The organism is Neorhizobium sp. NPDC001467 (assembly GCF_050275975.1).
Taxonomy (GTDB): Bacteria; Pseudomonadota; Alphaproteobacteria; order Rhizobiales; family Rhizobiaceae; genus Neorhizobium.
Map to the genome: position 1 here is coordinate 560685 of NZ_JBNNPS010000002.1, position 17165 is coordinate 577849.

Annotated in this window: 16 protein-coding genes and 1 pseudogene; 3 read left to right on the top strand and 14 right to left on the bottom strand. The window is 59.1% G+C overall.

The features are described from left to right. Window positions 1-156 precede the first annotated feature (156 nt). The 11 genes from ACQKKX_RS07365 to ACQKKX_RS07415 all read right to left on the bottom strand — a co-directional run bounded on the left by ACQKKX_RS07365 (window position 157) and on the right by ACQKKX_RS07415 (window position 10756). Window positions 157-1638 (bottom strand): NAD-dependent succinate-semialdehyde dehydrogenase, encoded by a 1482-nt coding sequence (locus tag ACQKKX_RS07365; RefSeq protein WP_427569876.1) that lies wholly within the window; start codon window positions 1636-1638, stop codon window positions 157-159. A gap of 75 nt (window positions 1639-1713) precedes the next feature. Continuing rightward, window positions 1714-2790 (bottom strand): ABC transporter ATP-binding protein, encoded by a 1077-nt coding sequence (locus ACQKKX_RS07370; protein WP_427569877.1) that lies wholly within the window; start codon window positions 2788-2790, stop codon window positions 1714-1716. Beyond that, window positions 2787-3587, bottom strand: a complete 801-nt coding sequence (locus ACQKKX_RS07375; RefSeq protein ID WP_427569878.1) for an ABC transporter permease — start codon at window positions 3585-3587, stop codon at window positions 2787-2789. The genes ACQKKX_RS07370 and ACQKKX_RS07375 overlap by 4 nt, the downstream gene beginning before the upstream one ends. Window positions 3588-3592: 5 nt before the next feature. Beyond that, window positions 3593-4450: an ABC transporter permease gene (locus ACQKKX_RS07380; RefSeq protein ID WP_427569879.1), complete on the bottom strand. Its 858-nt coding sequence runs from the start codon at window positions 4448-4450 to the stop codon at window positions 3593-3595. Window positions 4451-4527: 77 nt separating this feature from the next. Next, complete coding sequence (locus ACQKKX_RS07385; protein ID WP_427569880.1) at window positions 4528-5538, bottom strand: ABC transporter substrate-binding protein; 1011 nt, start codon at window positions 5536-5538, stop codon at window positions 4528-4530. Between the two features lie 50 nt (window positions 5539-5588). After that, complete coding sequence (locus ACQKKX_RS07390) at window positions 5589-5918, bottom strand: NIPSNAP family protein (protein ID WP_427569881.1); 330 nt, start codon at window positions 5916-5918, stop codon at window positions 5589-5591. A 5-nt stretch (window positions 5919-5923) separates the two neighbouring features. Beyond that, window positions 5924-7387, bottom strand: coding sequence for an aldehyde dehydrogenase (locus tag ACQKKX_RS07395; protein ID WP_427569882.1), 1464 nt, complete (start codon window positions 7385-7387; stop codon window positions 5924-5926). Between the two features lie 7 nt (window positions 7388-7394). Further along, entirely contained in the window at window positions 7395-8432 is a 1038-nt protein-coding gene (locus ACQKKX_RS07400) for an LLM class flavin-dependent oxidoreductase (RefSeq protein WP_427569883.1), read from the bottom strand. 4 nt (window positions 8433-8436) lie between these two features. After that, complete coding sequence (locus ACQKKX_RS07405) at window positions 8437-9357, bottom strand: flavin reductase (RefSeq protein WP_427569884.1); 921 nt, start codon at window positions 9355-9357, stop codon at window positions 8437-8439. Window positions 9358-9378: 21 nt separating this feature from the next. Further along, window positions 9379-10179 (bottom strand): alpha/beta fold hydrolase, encoded by an 801-nt coding sequence (locus tag ACQKKX_RS07410; protein ID WP_427569885.1) that lies wholly within the window; start codon window positions 10177-10179, stop codon window positions 9379-9381. After that, complete coding sequence (locus ACQKKX_RS07415; protein ID WP_427569886.1) at window positions 10154-10756, bottom strand: amino acid synthesis family protein; 603 nt, start codon at window positions 10754-10756, stop codon at window positions 10154-10156. Before ACQKKX_RS07415 ends, ACQKKX_RS07410 begins: the two co-directional genes overlap by 26 nt. Before the next feature lie 98 nt (window positions 10757-10854). Here ACQKKX_RS07415 and ACQKKX_RS07420 point away from each other — a divergent pair, with 98 nt between their 5' ends. Beyond that, entirely contained in the window at window positions 10855-11562 is a 708-nt protein-coding gene (locus ACQKKX_RS07420) for a GntR family transcriptional regulator (RefSeq protein WP_427569887.1), read from the top strand. 377 nt (window positions 11563-11939) lie between these two features. After that, a pseudogene (locus tag ACQKKX_RS07425) lies at window positions 11940-12411 on the top strand (Ku protein); the annotation flags it as partial. A 465-nt stretch (window positions 12412-12876) separates the two neighbouring features. On the opposite strand, the gene ACQKKX_RS07430 reads toward ACQKKX_RS07425, so the two are convergent. Further along, a complete protein-coding gene (locus ACQKKX_RS07430) occupies window positions 12877-13056 on the bottom strand; it encodes a hypothetical protein (protein ID WP_427569888.1) in 180 nt (59 codons plus the stop codon). Window positions 13057-13394: 338 nt separating this feature from the next. Here ACQKKX_RS07430 and ACQKKX_RS07435 point away from each other — a divergent pair, with 338 nt between their 5' ends. Continuing rightward, on the top strand, window positions 13395-14261 hold the full coding sequence (locus ACQKKX_RS07435; RefSeq protein WP_427569889.1) for a glucose 1-dehydrogenase: 867 nt from the start codon (window positions 13395-13397) through the stop codon (window positions 14259-14261). A gap of 89 nt (window positions 14262-14350) precedes the next feature. On the opposite strand, the gene ACQKKX_RS07440 is transcribed toward ACQKKX_RS07435, so the two are convergent. Continuing rightward, a complete protein-coding gene (locus ACQKKX_RS07440) occupies window positions 14351-15193 on the bottom strand; it encodes an SMP-30/gluconolactonase/LRE family protein (protein ID WP_427569890.1) in 843 nt (280 codons plus the stop codon). Then, a complete protein-coding gene (locus tag ACQKKX_RS07445; protein WP_427569891.1) occupies window positions 15190-17064 on the bottom strand; it encodes a glycoside hydrolase family 15 protein in 1875 nt (624 codons plus the stop codon). Before ACQKKX_RS07445 ends, ACQKKX_RS07440 begins: the two co-directional genes overlap by 4 nt. Window positions 17065-17165: the final 101 nt, after the last annotated feature.

Genomic DNA, 17165 nt, shown 5'->3' on the forward strand with positions numbered 1-17165 from the left:
CATTCGGGCGCATGTCACTACTAGGAAGTTTTCCTATGCGAGAACAGGATCTTTAGGCTCCGGAACCTATATGAACTCATGACGAGGTGTCTGGCCTTGAAACGTCGAAATGGCTCATCAGGTTCAAAACGTCACAACAAGGCCCACATCACCATCTCAGTCGACCTGCAGGCAGAGATATTTTACCTCGACATAATCCTCGATGCCGTACTTTGAACCTTCGCGTCCCTGGCCGGATTGCTTGATGCCGCCGAAGGGCGCGACTTCCGTCGAGATGAGGCCTGTATTGACGCCGACCATGCCGTACTCCAGAGCTTCGGCCACCCGGAACACGCGGCTCAGGTCCTTGGCGTAGAAATAGGAAGCTAGCCCGAACTCGGTATCGTTCGCCATCTCGAGGACTTCGTCTTCCGTCTCGAAGCGGAAAAGTGGTGCGACCGGACCGAATGTTTCCTCCTTGGCCACCTTCATCGCCGAGGTCACGCCGGTGAGGATGGTCGGCTGAAAAAACAGCCCGCCGCGCGCATCGCGCTTGCCGCCGACCGCGACAGCACCGCCCTTTTCCAGCGCGTCTGCGATATGTTCCTCGACCTTTTCGATCGCCTTTTCGGTGATCAGAGGTCCGGCGACGACGCCTTCCTCAAAACCGTCGCCGACCTTCATGGCGGACACTTTTGCCGCCAGCTTTTCGGCAAAGGCATCGTAGACGCCGGCCTGCACATAAAGCCGGTTGGCACAGACGCAGGTCTGGCCGTTATTGCGATATTTTGAAATCATCGCGCCTTCGACCGCCGCATCGAGATCGGCATCATCGAACACGATGAAAGGCGCATTGCCGCCCAGTTCGAGACCGAGTTTCATGATCTGCTCGGCGCCCTGCCGCATCAGGATTTTTCCGACGCCGGTCGACCCGGTGAAGGTCAGTTTGCGAACCTTGTCGTTATCCGTGAATTCCAGCCCGATATCCGCGGATTTTTTCGAGGTGACGACATTGAAGACACCGGCCGGTAGCCCTGCGCGTTCAGCCAGAACAGCCAGAGCCAAGGCGGAAAGCGGGGTTTCGGCGGCAGGCTTGGAGACCATGGTGCAGCCGGCCGCAACGGCCGGCGCGAACTTGCGTGCCAGCATGGCATTGGGAAAATTCCACGGCGTGATCGAGGCGACGACACCGATCGGCTGTTTCAGTACGATGATACGCTTGTCCTGCTGATGGCCGGGGATGGTATCGCCGTAGATACGTTTGGCTTCTTCGCCGAACCACTCGACATAGGATGCGCCATAAAGGATTTCGCCCTTGGCCTCGGCCAACGGCTTGCCCATTTCCATGGTGAGGATCGCCGCCAGATCATCGGCATTGGCGACCATCAGATCATACAGCTTGCGCAGAACGGCGGCGCGTTCCTTGCCGGTCTTCTTTGCCCAGGGTTTTTGCGCCTTGTGAGCCGCATCGATGGCGCGGGCGGCGTCGGCGCGTGTCATGTCCGGAAGCGTTGCGATCACATCACCGGTCGAGGGATTGGTGACCTCGAATGTCACGCCGCCCTCGCCCTCCGACAGCCATTCACCGGCGATCAAAGCCTTGTCGGTGGCGAGCGAAGGATCTTTCAGACGGCGAACAAGTATGTCGGACAGGGCCATGGCGCCGGCCTCCTTTGGTAGGTGGATTGCAGCAATGTGACCGAAGCCCGAGATGATCGGACCTCGGCGCGGGGATCAGGTGAAAGCGTGGGTCGATTTCGGCTCGAAACTCAGCCAAGCCTGGTCGCCACGGCTGATGCTGGAAATCGCCTCATGACCGAACGGCAGGCGAACGGACAGGCTTTCGCCATTGCCGGTCTGGGTGCTCACCTCGATATTGTTACCGAGGAAAGTGATGTCGTTGATCGTCACGGCAAGGCCGCTGGCGAACTGCGTGCTCGACAGCGACAGGCGCTCCGGCCGCAGCAGAAGCGAAGCGGATTTGCCCCCTGCCTTGCCGGCATGCATCGGCACGCCATCGATCACCGTGCCGCCCGGCAGAGCCAGCTTTGCCTTGCCATCGTCGCTCGACAGCACTTCCGCATTGATGAAATTGCTGTCACCGATAAAGCCCGCGACGAAATGTGTGGCCGGATTGGCATACAGTTCCTGACCGGTGCCGATCTGATCGATCTCGCCCTGGCTGAACACGGCGATACGATCGGAAAGGCGCAGGGCCTCTTCCTGATCGTGGGTAACGTAGAGAATGGTCACCCCAGTTTCCTGATGGATGCGGCGGATCTCGAACTGGATTTCCTCGCGCAGCTTCTTGTCCAACGCCGAAAGCGGCTCGTCCATCAGCAGGACGGGCGGGTTGTAGACCAACGCCCGGGCAAGCGCGACGCGCTGCTGCTGGCCACCGGACATCAGCGCCGGCTTGCGGTCCTCAAAGCCTTCGAGCCGAACCAGTGCCAGAGCTTTCTTCACCCGCTCGGCGATTTCGGCCTGACCGACCCGACGGATGCGCAGCGGGAAGGCAACGTTTTCACCGACCGTCAGATGCGGGAACAGCGTATAGCGCTGGAACACCATGCCGATATTGCGCTTGTGCGACGGGGTTGTCAGCAGGCTCTGGCCGTTGAGCAGGATATCGCCATCGGTTGGGTCTTGAAATCCGGCAAGAATGTAGAGCGTCGTCGACTTGCCCGAACCGGACGGCCCGAGAAAGGTCATGAACTCGCCTTCGGCAACGTCCATGGTCACATTCTTGACGGCGGTCACTTGGCCAAATGCCTTGCGGATGCCACGAATGGAAAGGAATGGCTGGGTCATGCTTTGCGTCCCTTGCGGAAGAGTGCGGCCACGACCATCAACAGGATGGTGAAGGCAATGAGAATGCTGGAGGCGGCAGCGATGACAGGCGTTAAATCCTGTCGGAGCGTCGCCCAGATCTTGACCGGCAAAGTCTGGAGCGTCGGGCTGGCCATGAAGATGGCAAGAACGACCTCATCCCAGGATGCGAGGAAAGAAAAAATCGCGGCGGCAAAGATACCGTGGCTGACGGCGGGCACCGTCACCCGGATACGGGCTTCCCACGGGCTTGCACCACAGAGAATGGCCGCATCCTCGATCGACTTGTCGAAACCTTCCAGCGCATTGCCGATCGAGATGATCGAGAAGGGCAGTGCGATCAGAAGATGCGCGATGATGAATCCTACCGTGGTGCCCGCCAGTCCGAGCTGCAGAAACAGCGCGTAAAGGGCGACGGCGAGCACCACGACGGGGAGGATCATGGGCGTGAGGAACAGGGCGCGCAGGGCTTCGCGGCCGACAAAACTGCCACGGTTGAGGCCCAGAGCTGCCAGAAAACCGAGAATGACGGAAAGAACCGTGACGATCGCGGCGATCTTGAGGCTGGTCAGCGCCGAATAGAGCCAACGCGGATCGGCAAACAGCATCTGATACCATTTAAACGTCCATGACGGCGGCGGAAAGATCAGCCATTGCGACGAGCCGAAGGAGAGCGCCGCGATGAAGACGATTGGCAGGATCAGGAACAGACAGACCAGAACCGTGAGGCCGATCAGGAACGGTTTCAAACCGCCGAGCTTATCGAAATCGAGCAGCATGATTGTTACCTCGCCCGATTGGGGTTCAGGAATTTGAGCTGGATCGCGTAGAGCACCATCGTCACCAGCAGCAGGACGAGTGCGGCCGCGCCACCCATGCCCCAGTTAACCAGCGACTGCACGAATTGCGCCACGAGTTCGGCCAGCATCATGTTGGAAGTGCCGCCGAGAAGGGCCGGCGTGACGTAATAACCAAGCGACATGACGAAAACCATCAGCGCGCCGGAGGCGATGCCCGGCAGCGACAGCGGCAGCAGCACGCGGGTAAAACACTGGCGTTTGTTGGCGCCACAGAGAGCCGCCGCGCGCAGGATGGCCGGATCGATCGATTTTAGGATGCCGATCAGCGGCAGGATGACAAAGGGCAGCATGATATAGGTCATGCCGATGGTGACCCCGACGAGATTGTTCACCAGCGCCAGAGGCTTGTCGATGATGCCGAGGTTCATCAGCATCTTGTTGACGACGCCGGTGCGCTGCAAAAGCACCATCCAGGCATAGGTGCGGGCGAGAAGGTTGGTCCACATGGACAGGACGACGATCGCCATCACCAGCCGCGACCACTTGTCCGGCATGATGGCGAGCAGCCACGCCACCGGGAAACCGATCACCACCGCCACCACGGTGACCAGACCGGCAACCGTGAACGTGTTGAGAAAAACCCGCAGATAGGTCGTGGAGCCGAGAAGCTCGCGGTAGTTCTGCAGACCGGGCGTGGGTTCTAGCACGCTGCGCATCAGCAGCATGAGCACGGGGATGATGAAGAAAAAGGCGATGAGCAACAAAGCCGGCACGACATAGCCGAAACTGCCGTTGCGCCTGATCTTTCCCCGCCCATCGTCAGTCGTTGCTGACAGAACCATTACAAACCTCCTGATTCCCTCACGGAATTCACGGGCCGACACCACCGGCCCGCGTCTTTCATGTCTTCAGGTGAAAATCACTTGGCCTGCCAGGCGTACCAGCGGGTGCCGATCTCGTCGCGATGGGCGGCCCAATAGCTCATGTCGGCATTGACCTGGGTTTCGGCCTGTTGGTCGGGCAGCGTCTTGCGCAGATCCTCATCCATCAGCTTCGGTGAGTCCGTGTTGATCGGCGCGTAACCGGTCATCGTCGCGAACTCGGCCTGCGCCTTGCCGCTTGTGGCGTTGGCGATGAACTTCATCGCCGCTTCCTTGTTCTTCGTGCCCTTGGGAACGACGAGCGCGTCGGCTGCAGTGATGTTGTTCGTCCACGACGTCTCGACGGTCACGCCGGTCTGGGCAAGCGCCGTCAGGCGGCCGTTCCAGAAGGAGCCGAACGGTGCTTCGGCCGATGCCAGCAGCTGCTGCGACTGTGCACCGCTATCCCACCAGACGATTTCCGACTTGATCGTGTCGAGCTTCTTGAAGGCGCGGTCGAGATCGAGCGGATAAAGCTTGTCGGCCGGCACGCCGTCGGCGAGCAGTGCTGCTTCGATCACACCGGGAGCCGACCACTTGTAGAAGGTGCGCTTGCCGGGGAATTTTGCAACGTCAAAAAGGTCGGCCCAGCTTTTCGGGCAGGCATCAACGGCATCCTTGTTGCAGCCGATCACGAAGGAATAATAGAAGCTGCCGACCGAATAATCGGTCACAAAGCGCGGGTCGAGCTTCGTCTTGTCGATGATGGAGAAATCGAGTTTTTCGAGAAGACCTGCATTGCCGGCCTGAACCGCATAGTCACCTTCGACGTCGACGACATCCCAGGCAACGTTGTTGGATTCCACCATGGCCTTCAGCTTGCCGTAGTCGGTTGGGCCGTCCTGCGTGACGTTGACGCCACCCTCGGCGCTGAACGTATCGGCCCAATGCTGTTTCTGCGCATCCTGCGTGGTGCCGCCCCAGCTGGTGAACACCATGTCGGCGGCGCTTGCCTGTCCGGCAAAGGCCGCGGTGGCGGCGAGAAGCGCGATGATCGTCTGCTTTTTCATGTTTTCTCCTCCCTGAGAAAAACCGTGATCTGCGAATGGGTGTGTTGTCTCTAGACCGGCGCTGTGCCGCCCAGAGGCGAGAATGCAGCGGGCGACATGATCTTGGTGTCAGCGGTGACGATCAGGTCGCGTATTTTTGGTAGAAAGGCCTGCCATTCCGGATCGGCACCCAGCCGCGCACGCCGCGCCTGCCGGTCATCGAGGCTTTCGAAACCCCAGATATGGACGATCTCGTTGATCGGCCCGATCTCCGAAGAGAAATAGCCGACGAGATTGCCGAGATGCTTTTTCTGAATGGTGATGCCGATCTCGCCAACCACCTTCAGGTATTCGGGAATGGCACCGTTCTTCAGTCGATAGGTTCTGATCTCGTAGAACATGGCGCTCACCGCATCACGAAGGGATCGGGGAACGGCTCGTCCGACGTACGCAGCCACACCGTTTTGGTGCGGGTGAAATCGAGGGCTGCAGCAAGCCCCCCTTCACGACCATGACCGGACTGGCCGTAACCGCCGAACGGCGCGATCGGCGACACGGCGCGATAGGTGTTGATCCAGACGATGCCGGCACGGATGCGCTTCACCATGCGATGCGCTCGTGTCAGGTTCTGGGTGAACACGCCGGAGGCAAGGCCGTACTGGGTGTCGTTGGCCAATGCGACCGCCTCATCCTCATTGGTGAAGGACACGACCGAGAGCACCGGACCAAACAGTTCGGTTTCGACAGACGGCGAATTAATGCCGTCGCAATCGAGAATGGTCGGCAGGTAATAAAAGCCGTCGCCCTCGCCTGCACGCCCGCCGGTCACCACCTTTGCGCCGGCATTGACCGAGGCCGAGACGATCTGCTCGACATGATCACGCTGGCGTTTGGTGCAGAGCGGACCGACTTCCGTCGCCATATCGAGCGGCGTGCCGATGCGGATGGCTTCGGCCTTTTTTTTCAGAAGAGCGATGAACTCGTCCTTCACCGAACGTTCGACGATGAGGCGGGATCCGGCCACGCAGCTCTGGCCGGTGGCGGCAAAAATACCGGCGACCTGCGCATTGGCCGCACTTTCGAGATCGGCATCGGCGAACACGATGAAGGGCGATTTGCCACCGAGTTCCAGCGAGGTGCTGGCGAGGTTTTCCGCCGAATTGCGCACCACGTGTGCGGCCGTGACCGGACCGCCGGTAAAGGCGATATGAGCAACGCCCGGATGACGGGTAAGCGCGCTGCCGCAGGAGGGGCCAAAACCGGTGATGACGTTCAGGACGCCCTTGGAGAAACCGGCCTCATGCACGAGGCGGGCAAATTCCAGCATCGGTGCCGGACCATCTTCCGAGGCCTTGACCACCAGCGTGCAGCCGGCCGCAAGCGCCGGGCCGATTTTCACGGCCGACAGAAACAGCTGGCTGTTCCACGGCACGATGGCGGCGACGACACCGACGGGCTCGCGGCGGGTCCAGACATCCATCTCGGTCTTGTCGATCGACAGTGTCGAGCCTTCGATCTTGTCGGCGAGACCGGCGTAATAGCGGTAATAATCGGCGACATAGGCAATCTGCGCCGAGGTCTCGCGGATGATCTTGCCGGTATCGCGGGTTTCCAGCTCGGCCAAGTGCTGCGCATTGGCCTGCACCAGATCCGCCAGCTTGTAGAGAAGTTTTCCGCGCGCGGTTGCGGTCAGCGCCGGCCAGGCGCCGTTCCACAATGCCTGTTCGGCTGCGTTGACGGCGCGATCGACATCCGCCTCGCGGGCTTCCGGCATGGAAGCCCAGACGCTTCCGGTTGCCGGATCGATACTGTCGAACCGACCCGAACCCTCCTCGAAAACACCGTCTATATATTGCTGAAAACTCTGCATCTCTGCCTCACCGGAATGCTGGCATGACGTCGGCGATAAAGCGTTCGAGCGAAGCCTTCTTGCGTTCGAAACTCATGCCGGTATCGATCCAGAACGAATATTCGTCCCAACCCTGTTGTTCGTAAACCTTCAAGCGATCGATCACCGTTGCTGCATTGCCGATCGGCATGTTGGTGATCATTTTTTCCGGCGAAAGGTTCGGGTTGGTCGCCAGTTCCTCTTCGCTGAGGTTCTGGATCAGGCCCTGGCTGATCGGCCGCTCGTTCTTGAACCAGGCGAAGAAGTAATTGTAATAGGTGCTGATCTCCTTGGCAGCCCTGGCGATATCGGCTTCGTCGGAGCCGACATAAGTGTGCTGCAGCAGCATGATCTTCGGACGCTTCACGTCCGGCGCCTTTTCGCAGGCCGCATCAAAACGTTCCATCAGGCTGGCGATTTCAGCCTCGCCGTTGGCAAGCGGCGTACACTGCACATTGCAGCCATTGGCAACCGCAAATTCGTGGCTGTTCGGGTCACGCGCGGCCACCCAGATCGGCGGGTGCGGTTGCTGAACCGGTTTTGGCGCAGAGGTGGTCGACGGGAATTTCCAGAACTCGCCATCGTGGGCGTAATCGCCCTCCCATATGCCCTTGATGGCCGGGATCAGTTCGCGCATGCGCTGGCCGGCGCCCCATGGGTCGAGCCCCGGCAAAAGGCGTTCATATTCGAAACTGTAGGCGCCGCGGGCGATGCCGAGATCGAGACGGCCGCCGCTGATGAGATCAGTCATCGCCGCTTCACCGGCAAGCTTGATCGGATGCCAGAAGGGCGCGATCACCGTGCCGGTGCCGAGGCGTACGTTCTTGAAGCGGGCAGCGAGATCGGCGAGGTTCACGAACGGGTTCGGCGCGATGGTGAATTCCATGCCGTGGTGCTCACCGGTCCAGATGGCGTGCATGCCCCCCTTGTCGGCAATCTCGCAGAGCTTGATGAACTCTTCGTAGAGCTCTTCATGGTTCTGGCTGGCATTCAGCCGTTCCATATGAACGAAAAGCGAGAACTTCATGGGATCACCCTTTTTTAGCCACGGCGTGAACGCGGCCCTTTTCCTGATTGCCGAAATAGATGCCGAAATTGCCGAGCGTGCTTTCCTGGGCGTAACGCTTCACCGTCTCGCGGACGGCGGAATCCTGGATCTTTTCGAGTGGCAGTTGCTGCAGCGGGAACATCTGGCCGATCTTCGGCGCGCCCTCGCCTAACGCGGCGCGATAGACGATGTGCTGGCGGCCGGCCTTGGTGTCTTCGTAGATGGAATAAAGCAGGCCGGTCTGGATCGAGAGACCGATCTCGGCGGTGAACTGCGGTTCAAGCACTTCCATGCCTTCGCTTTCGGCCTTGTCGACAAAAGGCAGCGTCCAGCCACCATTCGCGTCCGGCACCAGCAGGATCTCGCCGGCCCGTTCGGCAACGGCGCCGACCGACAGGCTGCCCTCGACATTGGCCAGCAGGTTCTTTTCGGTGAGCGCTGGCGTGAAATAGCCGCCACGGGCATAACCGAGGCCGGTCTTGCCGGAATTTTCGAACCCTTCGATCCTGCCGATCAGGATGACATGATCGCCGGCATCCACACGTTCATGTGCCGAACAGTCGAACCAGGCGGCAACGTCAGAGAATACGGGCGCACCGAAAGGCCCCTTCTGCCAATCGACAGCGGCAAAACGATCTTCCACCGGACGGGCAAAGGTGTTGGAAACATCCTTCTGGTCTTCGGAGAGAATGTTGACCGCAAACCCCTTCGTGGTCATCAGCGTCTGGTAATTGCGCGATGTCTTCGCCAGGCAGACCAGAAGCAGCGGCGGATCCAGCGAAACGCTGGTGAAACTGTTGGCGGTGAAACCGATCGGCGCGCCTTCGTCATTGAACGTGGTCACCACGGTGACACCGGTCAGGAATGCACCGAATGCATCGCGTAGCGCTCTTGGGTCACTCATCGTCACTCCTCCCATTCCTCCTTATCGCGCCGGCTGCCAGGTGAGCCAGTCGGCCAGTGCCTCACTCACCTCCTCCGGCGCCGTGAGATTGACCATGTGTCTATGGCCTCTGATGAAGACCGCCCTTCCTTGAGGCGCCGCTTTGGCCATCTCTTCGGCCATTTCGGCCGTCGAATTCTTGTCGCCATCGCCTGTCAGGAACAAGGCTGGTGCTTTCACCAGCGGCCAGCTGTCGGAATAGACAGCATCGCCGGTGGCAAATGCCCGATACGCAGCGGCATACCCGCCGGGATCGACCTTCTGCAGCAGGTCATGCACGAGACGATAGGCTGCACCATCCCTCTCATCCGACGAAAACCATCTCTCGAGCGGCGCTTCACGGTCGAAGGCACCGGAAAAGATCTCGTCGGCACGGGCTTCCACTGCCTCGCGCGCCGCCGGCGTCCGTTTGTAGACACCGTTCAGAAGAGCGACCCGACGGAGTTTTGACGGCTCCGTCGCGGCAAATCCGGCGGCAATCAGCGCGCCCATCGAATGGCCCGCGACATTGACCGCTTCAAGCCCCAGATCATCGACCAGCCTTGCGAACCAGGCGACGAAATTTGGCAGTTCCGGCTTCGCATCCAGCGGGGCCGAAAAACCGTGGCCGGGAAGATCGACCGCGATAACGCGGTGATCTTTCGAGAGCCGCTCGATCTGCGGCCCCCAGGCTTCGATGCGCATGCCCACCCCATGGATGAGGACGAGTGTCTCGCCGTCCTGCCCCTGGTCGATATAGGCTGCGCCGGAGGGCGTCTTAGACCGCGGCAGGGTTTGCAGCATCGTGACCCAGCTCCTTGAGGTCCTGGTAGCGATCACCGATGCGGTGATGCGGACGGCCACCGATCGAGGCACCGAGCGCGACGACGATCTCGTCGGCCGCCGGCGCATCCGGAATGGCGCACTGGATCGTCAGGTAATGCGAGCGACGGCCTTCGTCGTTCTTGTCCATCAACGGGATCATGATCGGCGCATTGGCCGGACCACGCGTATTGCAGAACGCCAGATAGGATTTCGCACCGACGGCCGTACGATAATGATTGCCGAAACGCAGCGTGTGGATCAGCGCCGAACCATGTTCGATTTCGCCATCCAGACCAACGACGGCAGACTTGCCATAGGCTTCGACAGCCTCGCCGGAACCCACCGTATCGATGATCATCTTGGTCAGCAGCTCGCCAAGGATCGGAGCGATTGCATGTATCTCAGGCTTCAGATCCTCGACAAAGCCACGACCTGCCCATGGATTTTTCACCACGGCCAGCGCCGCAATCAGCTTCAGTGGCGTCGCGGCTTCCTTGCCGCCTTCAACATGCGTCGTTTCGATCTGAAGAAAGGTCTTTCTGACCGGCGCTGCCATGGTGCTCTCCTGCAATTTCGTCTGATCGTATGTTGGTATACCATCTTATCACATGTCAAGCGCTTGCCGGAATCATTTTTAGTCGGTAATGAGAAAGCATGATCAACAACGCCGACAGCCTCGCGGTCCTCCGCATCGAAACCCCGCCCGCAACGCTGCGTGAAATGGCCCTGGAGCGCATGCGACGCGCCATCATAAGCGGACTGTTCGAGCCAGGTGCTCGTCTTGTGGAAAGGACACTCTGCGATCAGCTCGGCGTCTCGCGATCCGTCATTCGCGAAGTTATTCGGCACCTTGAGGCGGAAGGCCTGGTAGAAATGCTCGCCAAGCAGGGACCGATCGTTGCAAGGTTCGAATGGGACGATGCGCGGCAAATCTACGAAATTCGCGCAGCCCTGGAATCGACGGCTGTCGCCGACTGCGCTCGCGTTGCCGATGACACGGTCAAAGCCGAACTGCGCAAATCGCTTGACGAGCTCGATCGTACTTCACGACAAAACTCGCCCTTGGGTATTCTCGACGCGACCACCGGTTTTTATAAGATTATCTTTCATGCGGCGGGACATACGATCGCCTGGAATATCGTTAGCCGACTGAACAGTCGGATTTCACGCCTGCGCGTGATGACATTGTCCACATCGAACAGGACCATTTCCGGTCCTTCCCAGATCCGAAAGATATTCGACGGCATTGAAAGGAACGAACCGGAAGTAGCGGCATCAGCATGCCGTGCGCATGTATCTGCGGCCGCTGCAATTGCAGAAAGCATTATAGGAAACCGGCAGGGAGATATTTCAACGAAATAATCGGGTTTGATCCCTGTGAAGCGGATAAAGCCCGCAAGTTGACCTGTTGATTCCGCACCCTGATGCACAGATTGCGCATTACATCTCAATCGGCCCTCAATAGCTAATTGCGTTTGCCTGGCTCACGGTGCGAAGCAAGGCGCCAGAGAGTCAGCGACATATCTTCAAAGCGCCTGATGAGATGTGAACTGCTGACCCGACCATGGATAATAAGCTAATCGACGGATCCCATTGAGGAGTCAGTGCGCGAAGGCAAGGCATTGCCGAAACGCAAGAAGGTCGAGGTGTCCACGCCGAAAGACCTGGTGAGGAGACGAGATCATGACACTTCGTCCTTTTGGAAAGGCTATCTGAAGCTCTCACTCGTCACTTGCCCAATGTCGATGATGCGGCCACCTCTGAAGGGGAAAAGCGCGGTTCCACACGCTTAATAAGGAAACCGGCAACCGCGTCGTCCCGCAGTATATCGACTCGATGACCGGCAAGCCGGTGAAAGACGACAATGAGGCCAAGGGTTATGCGCGCGGCGAAAACGACTACGTCTTCCTAACCGAGGACGATCTCGATGCCGTGGCGCTCGACACGCTGAAGACAATGGACATCGAGAAGTTCGCACCAGCCGACAGCATCGAGTGGGTCTACCTCGAAAAACCGCGTTACCTGATGCCAGACGATCAGCGATCCGATCCAGAATGCGCTCCTCGCGCTGATCGAGCAGAAGAAAAAGCAGCTGGAGCCGAAGAAGGTCGCAAGAAGCAAAAAAGCGCGCATGCTGCGCCCGCTTCAAACATCGTGAACATCATGGACGCTTTGCGAAAGAGCGTCGAAGCGGATCTCAAAAAGAAAAAGCAAGCTGAAATGCAGGGAGAAACCGAGATCCATATCGCGACCTTGCGGCCGCAGCCATGCGACGCGGCATGGATGTAGACGGCAAAATCTGGGTGCGCGGAAGCGATCTGATCGCAGCTGACGGGTCACGCGGTGTGCTAGGCCGGACCATTCATACTTTGGATCGCGTTTGAGGAGCGAAACCAAGCCATTACCTCAGACGCCGGATGGCCGCTACATGGTGGTGGGGGCTCGGCTCTGGAGGCTCAGCAATCCCCAACTCGCAGAAGTAGAAAGACAAGCTCTGGTCGCGCGGCTGATGGATACACACAGGGCAGTCAAGGATGACAAGAGCGACGTCGAGAGATTGAAGCTTGCGCGCCTGCGTGTGGACGCCGAGAAAATCAGTCTCGGGAAACGCGGCCCCTGCTGTTCGACCGGTCTTCGTCGCGCAAACTGATCTCCCCCGATTGTGGCGGCACGTACTTAACTGCCTGGTGATGGCTCTGCCGCCTCTGCGCCGGCCTTTCCGTTTTCTGCCTGGTCCCCGCGGGGCGCGGTATCGGCTTTGCCAGCGTTCTCATCGAGCCGCTGCAGATCCCGCTCGATCGTCTCGCGCGATCCTTCCGCCGGATCCTGTTCAGGATAGTCTTTTGGGTCGGTCATTGTCGTATCTCCTCTATCCTGCCGAACCCTTGTCACAGCGGAAAAGTTCCGTCACAGGACGCGTGGCGCATTCGGCCTCGTCAGTGCCTAGAAGTCGATCGGGATTTTGTCGGTCGTAGGCGGCAATACGCGTTTCATAACCATGAGATGTCGTCTGCCAGTCATCGGGCATGGAGCCCGTCGGAAACATACCGCCAGCCGAGGCTGAAGAACGCTACTACGCCATGCTGGACGAACCGGCCATGGCTCCATACGGCACCTTAAAACTTGCGAAGTCTGCTGAGGAACTGCCGATGCGTCTGAGCGGTTAACTGCCTATCAGAAGCGAGGAGTGACCAATGAGCGACCAGATAAACCATCCGAAGCCACCCTATCCTAAGCAGCAACAGCAGCCGCCCGGGAAGACCGATGCGATGACGCCCGTCCCTGATCATGGCGAGCATACCTATCGCGGTGATGGCAAACTCGACGGAAAGGTCGCGGTCATCACAGGCGCCGACTCCGGCATTGGACGTGCAGTCGCGATCGCTTTTGCAAGAGAAGGAGCGGACGTCGTGCTGTCTTATCTGGATGAGCACGAGGATGCTGAAGACACGGCTAGCTGGGTGCGCAAAGCTGGGAGAAACGCCATATTGGTCCCCGGCGATATCAAGTCGGAAGATCACTGCATCGATATCGTGGAGCGCGCGGTGAGCGAGTTCGGCCGCGTCGATATTCTTGTCAACAATGCAGCTTTTCAGCGAACCTATGCTGACATCTGCGACATCACAGCCGACGAATGGGACGAGACATTCCGCACAAACATATATGCACCGTTCTTTCTGTCAAAGGCGGCTATCCCGCACATGGAACCCGGCAGTTCGATCATTAACACCACGTCCATCCAGTCGAGACAGCCGTCACCTCAGCTTCTCGCCTACGCTTCGACGAAGGGGGCGGTTTCGAACTTCACGGCTGGCTTGGCGGAAATGGTCGCTGAAAAGGGCATCCGCGTAAACGCCGTAGCGCCTGGACCGATCTGGACGCCGCTCATTCCCTCGACAATGCCGGCGGAAAAGGCGGCGAAGTTCGGAGAGCAGACGCTCATCGGGCGCGCTGGTCAGCCCGCTGAACTTGCAGGGGCATATGTCCTTCTCGCGTCCAATTTGGGTAGCTACATGACTGGTGCGGTCATCCCGGTAACCGGCGGCGAAATCATGATTTAGGGCTTTGACCTTTCGCTCCAGCAGCGAACCTCCGTCAGGAATAACGGTTCGCACGCTGGAGCAGAGATGCTGCGCCCCGACTTTTCGGCTTATCCATCGCTCGGCGGAGAGTAGCGCGCTACGAACACTCGCCCTGCATCCGGGTTCTGCTTGCGCTCTTCTTCGGTCAGGCCGTCGTAGGCCGTTGTGATGTACAGTTTCGAACCCACAAGAACACAGCTTGTCGGATTTGACACCGGCAGGTCAATTTGCGCTTTTTCATCACCTCGGAAGGAAAAAACCTTGAGGCAACCTTTGCCGTACATGGCAGCGATTATGTTCCCGTCCTCGTCGGTGCATAGCCCGTCGGGATTTCCTTCCGGAATCTCAACCAGCACGCGTTTACCGGAAGCCGTGCCGGTCTCACCATCATAATCGTATTGCCAGATCGTGCCGCGGTCCGTATCCGCGTGATACATTACCCTTCCATCAGGGCTCCACGCTTTGCCGTTAGCGTTAACATATCCACTCTCGACCTCTTCCAGAACGTCGCCTCTCAAGACGTAAAGTGCGGCAGTCTCGGCAGGATCCTCACTCGTGTTTATCGTGCCGACCCACAGCCGTCCAAATGGATCGACCTTTCCGTCATTAAGGCGGTGATCGCTTGGCAGGTTGAGGACCGCAAGCGGGGTCTCGATGCCGGTCTGCGGATCGAAACGATAAACGCCGTTCGCCAAGCACAACATGAGATGGCCGTCATGTGAGTAGGCGAAGCTAACCTTCTTTGACGCTTTCCAGCATTGATGCGCAGTGGCGGCAACATTGTAACGATGGATGACCTGTCGCTCGATATCCACCCAATAAAGGGCGCCGGCGTCGCCGTCCCAAAACACGCCCTCGCCGAGTTGATCCGGGGGCAGGGAAGCGTCGAGAACTTTCAAATCGGTCATCATCGGTTTTCCTGTAATGCGTAGATCGCGTGAAGAAGGGCAAGATGACTGAGGCCCTGCGGAAGATTGCCGAGCGCCTCGCCTGTTTCGGCATCCATTTCCTCTGACAGGATGCCGAAATTGTTGCCCAGCTTTTTCAGGAGGGACTTCAGCATGTCTTCGGCGCGGTCGACCTCGCCAAGAAACGCGTAAGCTTCGACGAGCCAGCATGCGCAGGCGACAAAGCTACCCTCCTCCTTTGCGGCTTCGCTGTACCGATAAACCAGTGGACCAACGGCGAGCTCACCTTCGATCGCATCCCGCGTGCGCCTGAGCCGGTCCTCATGCTCGAAGCCAAACCGTGTCGTCAAAAGCAGCGAGGCATCCAGCTTGTTAGTGCCGGCATAGAAGGTATACGCCTGACGCTCATTCGACCAGCAGTTGGCGTCGATCCAGGCCACCACCCGGTCGCGCTCCGCCTCCCACCGGGATGCATCCCCCTCGATATGTCCCTCCCTGGCAAGGTGAGCCGCCCGATCTAGCGCAAGCCAACATCCGATTTTGGAGAACGTATAGTGCTGCTGATCCTCAAGCTCCCAGATGCCGGCATCCTTCTCCTGCCAGCGATCTACGACCTGATCCGCCAGCCGCTCAAGTAGAAGGCTTGTCCTCGGATCAAGAACATGTCCCTGGTCGGCAAATAGCGACGCGGTCTCCAGAACGTCTCCATAGCAGCTGAGCTGGACCTGTTGCTTGGCGCGGTTGCCACGGCGCACGGGCGTCGATCCCTTGTAACCCGGAACGTCGATGGCCTCTTCATCGGGGACCTCCCTGCCGTCGAGCGTGTAGACCACCGATGGTGTTGGCCCATCCTCATCGATCGTCCGCACAAGCCACCCAAACGCAGCGATCGCTTCCGACAGCCCGCCGGCACGAAGAAGCGCCTTAATGGTGTAGGCGGCATCGCGGATCCATGCGTAGCGATAATCATAATTCTTGTACCCACCCAATCGCTCAGGCAGTCCCGACGTAGCGGCCGCGGCGATCGCACCGGTTTTCGAATAGAGGAGGAACTTCAGCGATAAGGCGCAGCGCACCAGGTCATCGCGGAATGGACCATCATAGGAAAGCTTATCTGCCCAGCGCCGCCACTCCTCGTCACTGAAATCGATCCTCTCGTCGATCTCCGACAATTCCGGCACTGCCAAGGGTGCCTGGTCGGCAACGAGGTAGGCAATGCAAATCCGGGTGCCGGCTTCCGCGCGGTATCGGGCGGAGGTGGTGCGATCCTCATCCACATCGACGGAAACGGCGGGCGGATGGCAAAACGTCGTGGTGAGATCGCCAATATAGCGAATGGCAGCGTTTGGATGATTGACACGACGTACCTTCCCCTGGGAGCATATCGGGTTGATCACGATGTCAAACTCGACCGTGCCGGAAAGTCCTTCGATGCGGCGAGCAAGTTCGCACCAGGGCAGGCGTCCTCCGGCACCGCTGTTCAAGGATTCCGTTACGAGGGCACGACCCTTTGCAGTAATAAATGTCGTCTCAAGGACGTTGCTGTCTGCACGATACCGCCGCTCGATCCTGAAAGGGGTCGTCGGGGTAAGCGAAAAGCGACCGCCGTCGGGGTCATGCATCCGGTTGAACAGCGGAGGCGAGTCCATATCGGGCGCGCACCACCAATCGATCGAGCCGTCCGCTCCAATGAGCGCAACAGAGCGGCCTTCGCCGATAGCCGCGTAATGTTCGAGCGGCAGGAAGCCGCCCGAGCGTTCTGGTGTAAGGGAAAACAGCATCAGGGCAGCGTATTGCCGCCGGTGACACCGAAGACGTCGCCGGTAATAAAGTTCGATTCCTGCGATGCCAGGGAAACATAGAGAGGCGCGCATACGGCCGGCTGGCCCGGACGGGTCGCATTGAGCGCAATCGCTTTCAGTCCCATAGGAGAGCTCCCTTATGGTTGTGGTGTGATGCGTAACCTTGTAACGCG

What these genes read in the sequence shown, in the direction of transcription:
- ACQKKX_RS07365 (WP_427569876.1), bottom strand. Translation starts at nt 1,638, where the DNA reads ATGGCCCTGTCCGACATACTTGTTCGCCGTCTGAAAGATCCTTCGCTC.
- ACQKKX_RS07370 (WP_427569877.1), bottom strand. Translation starts at nt 2,790, where the DNA reads ATGACCCAGCCATTCCTTTCCATTCGTGGCATCCGCAAGGCATTTGGC.
- ACQKKX_RS07375 (WP_427569878.1), bottom strand. Translation starts at nt 3,587, where the DNA reads ATGCTGCTCGATTTCGATAAGCTCGGCGGTTTGAAACCGTTCCTGATC.
- ACQKKX_RS07380 (WP_427569879.1), bottom strand. Translation starts at nt 4,450, where the DNA reads ATGGTTCTGTCAGCAACGACTGACGATGGGCGGGGAAAGATCAGGCGC.
- ACQKKX_RS07385 (WP_427569880.1), bottom strand. Translation starts at nt 5,538, where the DNA reads ATGAAAAAGCAGACGATCATCGCGCTTCTCGCCGCCACCGCGGCCTTT.
- ACQKKX_RS07390 (WP_427569881.1), bottom strand. Translation starts at nt 5,918, where the DNA reads ATGTTCTACGAGATCAGAACCTATCGACTGAAGAACGGTGCCATTCCC.
- ACQKKX_RS07395 (WP_427569882.1), bottom strand. Translation starts at nt 7,387, where the DNA reads ATGCAGAGTTTTCAGCAATATATAGACGGTGTTTTCGAGGAGGGTTCG.
- ACQKKX_RS07400 (WP_427569883.1), bottom strand. Translation starts at nt 8,432, where the DNA reads ATGAAGTTCTCGCTTTTCGTTCATATGGAACGGCTGAATGCCAGCCAG.
- ACQKKX_RS07405 (WP_427569884.1), bottom strand. Translation starts at nt 9,357, where the DNA reads ATGAGTGACCCAAGAGCGCTACGCGATGCATTCGGTGCATTCCTGACC.
- ACQKKX_RS07410 (WP_427569885.1), bottom strand. Translation starts at nt 10,179, where the DNA reads ATGCTGCAAACCCTGCCGCGGTCTAAGACGCCCTCCGGCGCAGCCTAT.
- ACQKKX_RS07415 (WP_427569886.1), bottom strand. Translation starts at nt 10,756, where the DNA reads ATGGCAGCGCCGGTCAGAAAGACCTTTCTTCAGATCGAAACGACGCAT.
- ACQKKX_RS07420 (WP_427569887.1), top strand. Translation starts at nt 10,855, where the DNA reads ATGATCAACAACGCCGACAGCCTCGCGGTCCTCCGCATCGAAACCCCG.
- ACQKKX_RS07430 (WP_427569888.1), bottom strand. Translation starts at nt 13,056, where the DNA reads ATGACCGACCCAAAAGACTATCCTGAACAGGATCCGGCGGAAGGATCG.
- ACQKKX_RS07435 (WP_427569889.1), top strand. Translation starts at nt 13,395, where the DNA reads ATGAGCGACCAGATAAACCATCCGAAGCCACCCTATCCTAAGCAGCAA.
- ACQKKX_RS07440 (WP_427569890.1), bottom strand. Translation starts at nt 15,193, where the DNA reads ATGATGACCGATTTGAAAGTTCTCGACGCTTCCCTGCCCCCGGATCAA.
- ACQKKX_RS07445 (WP_427569891.1), bottom strand. Translation starts at nt 17,064, where the DNA reads ATGCGCGCCTCTCTATGTTTCCCTGGCATCGCAGGAATCGAACTTTAT.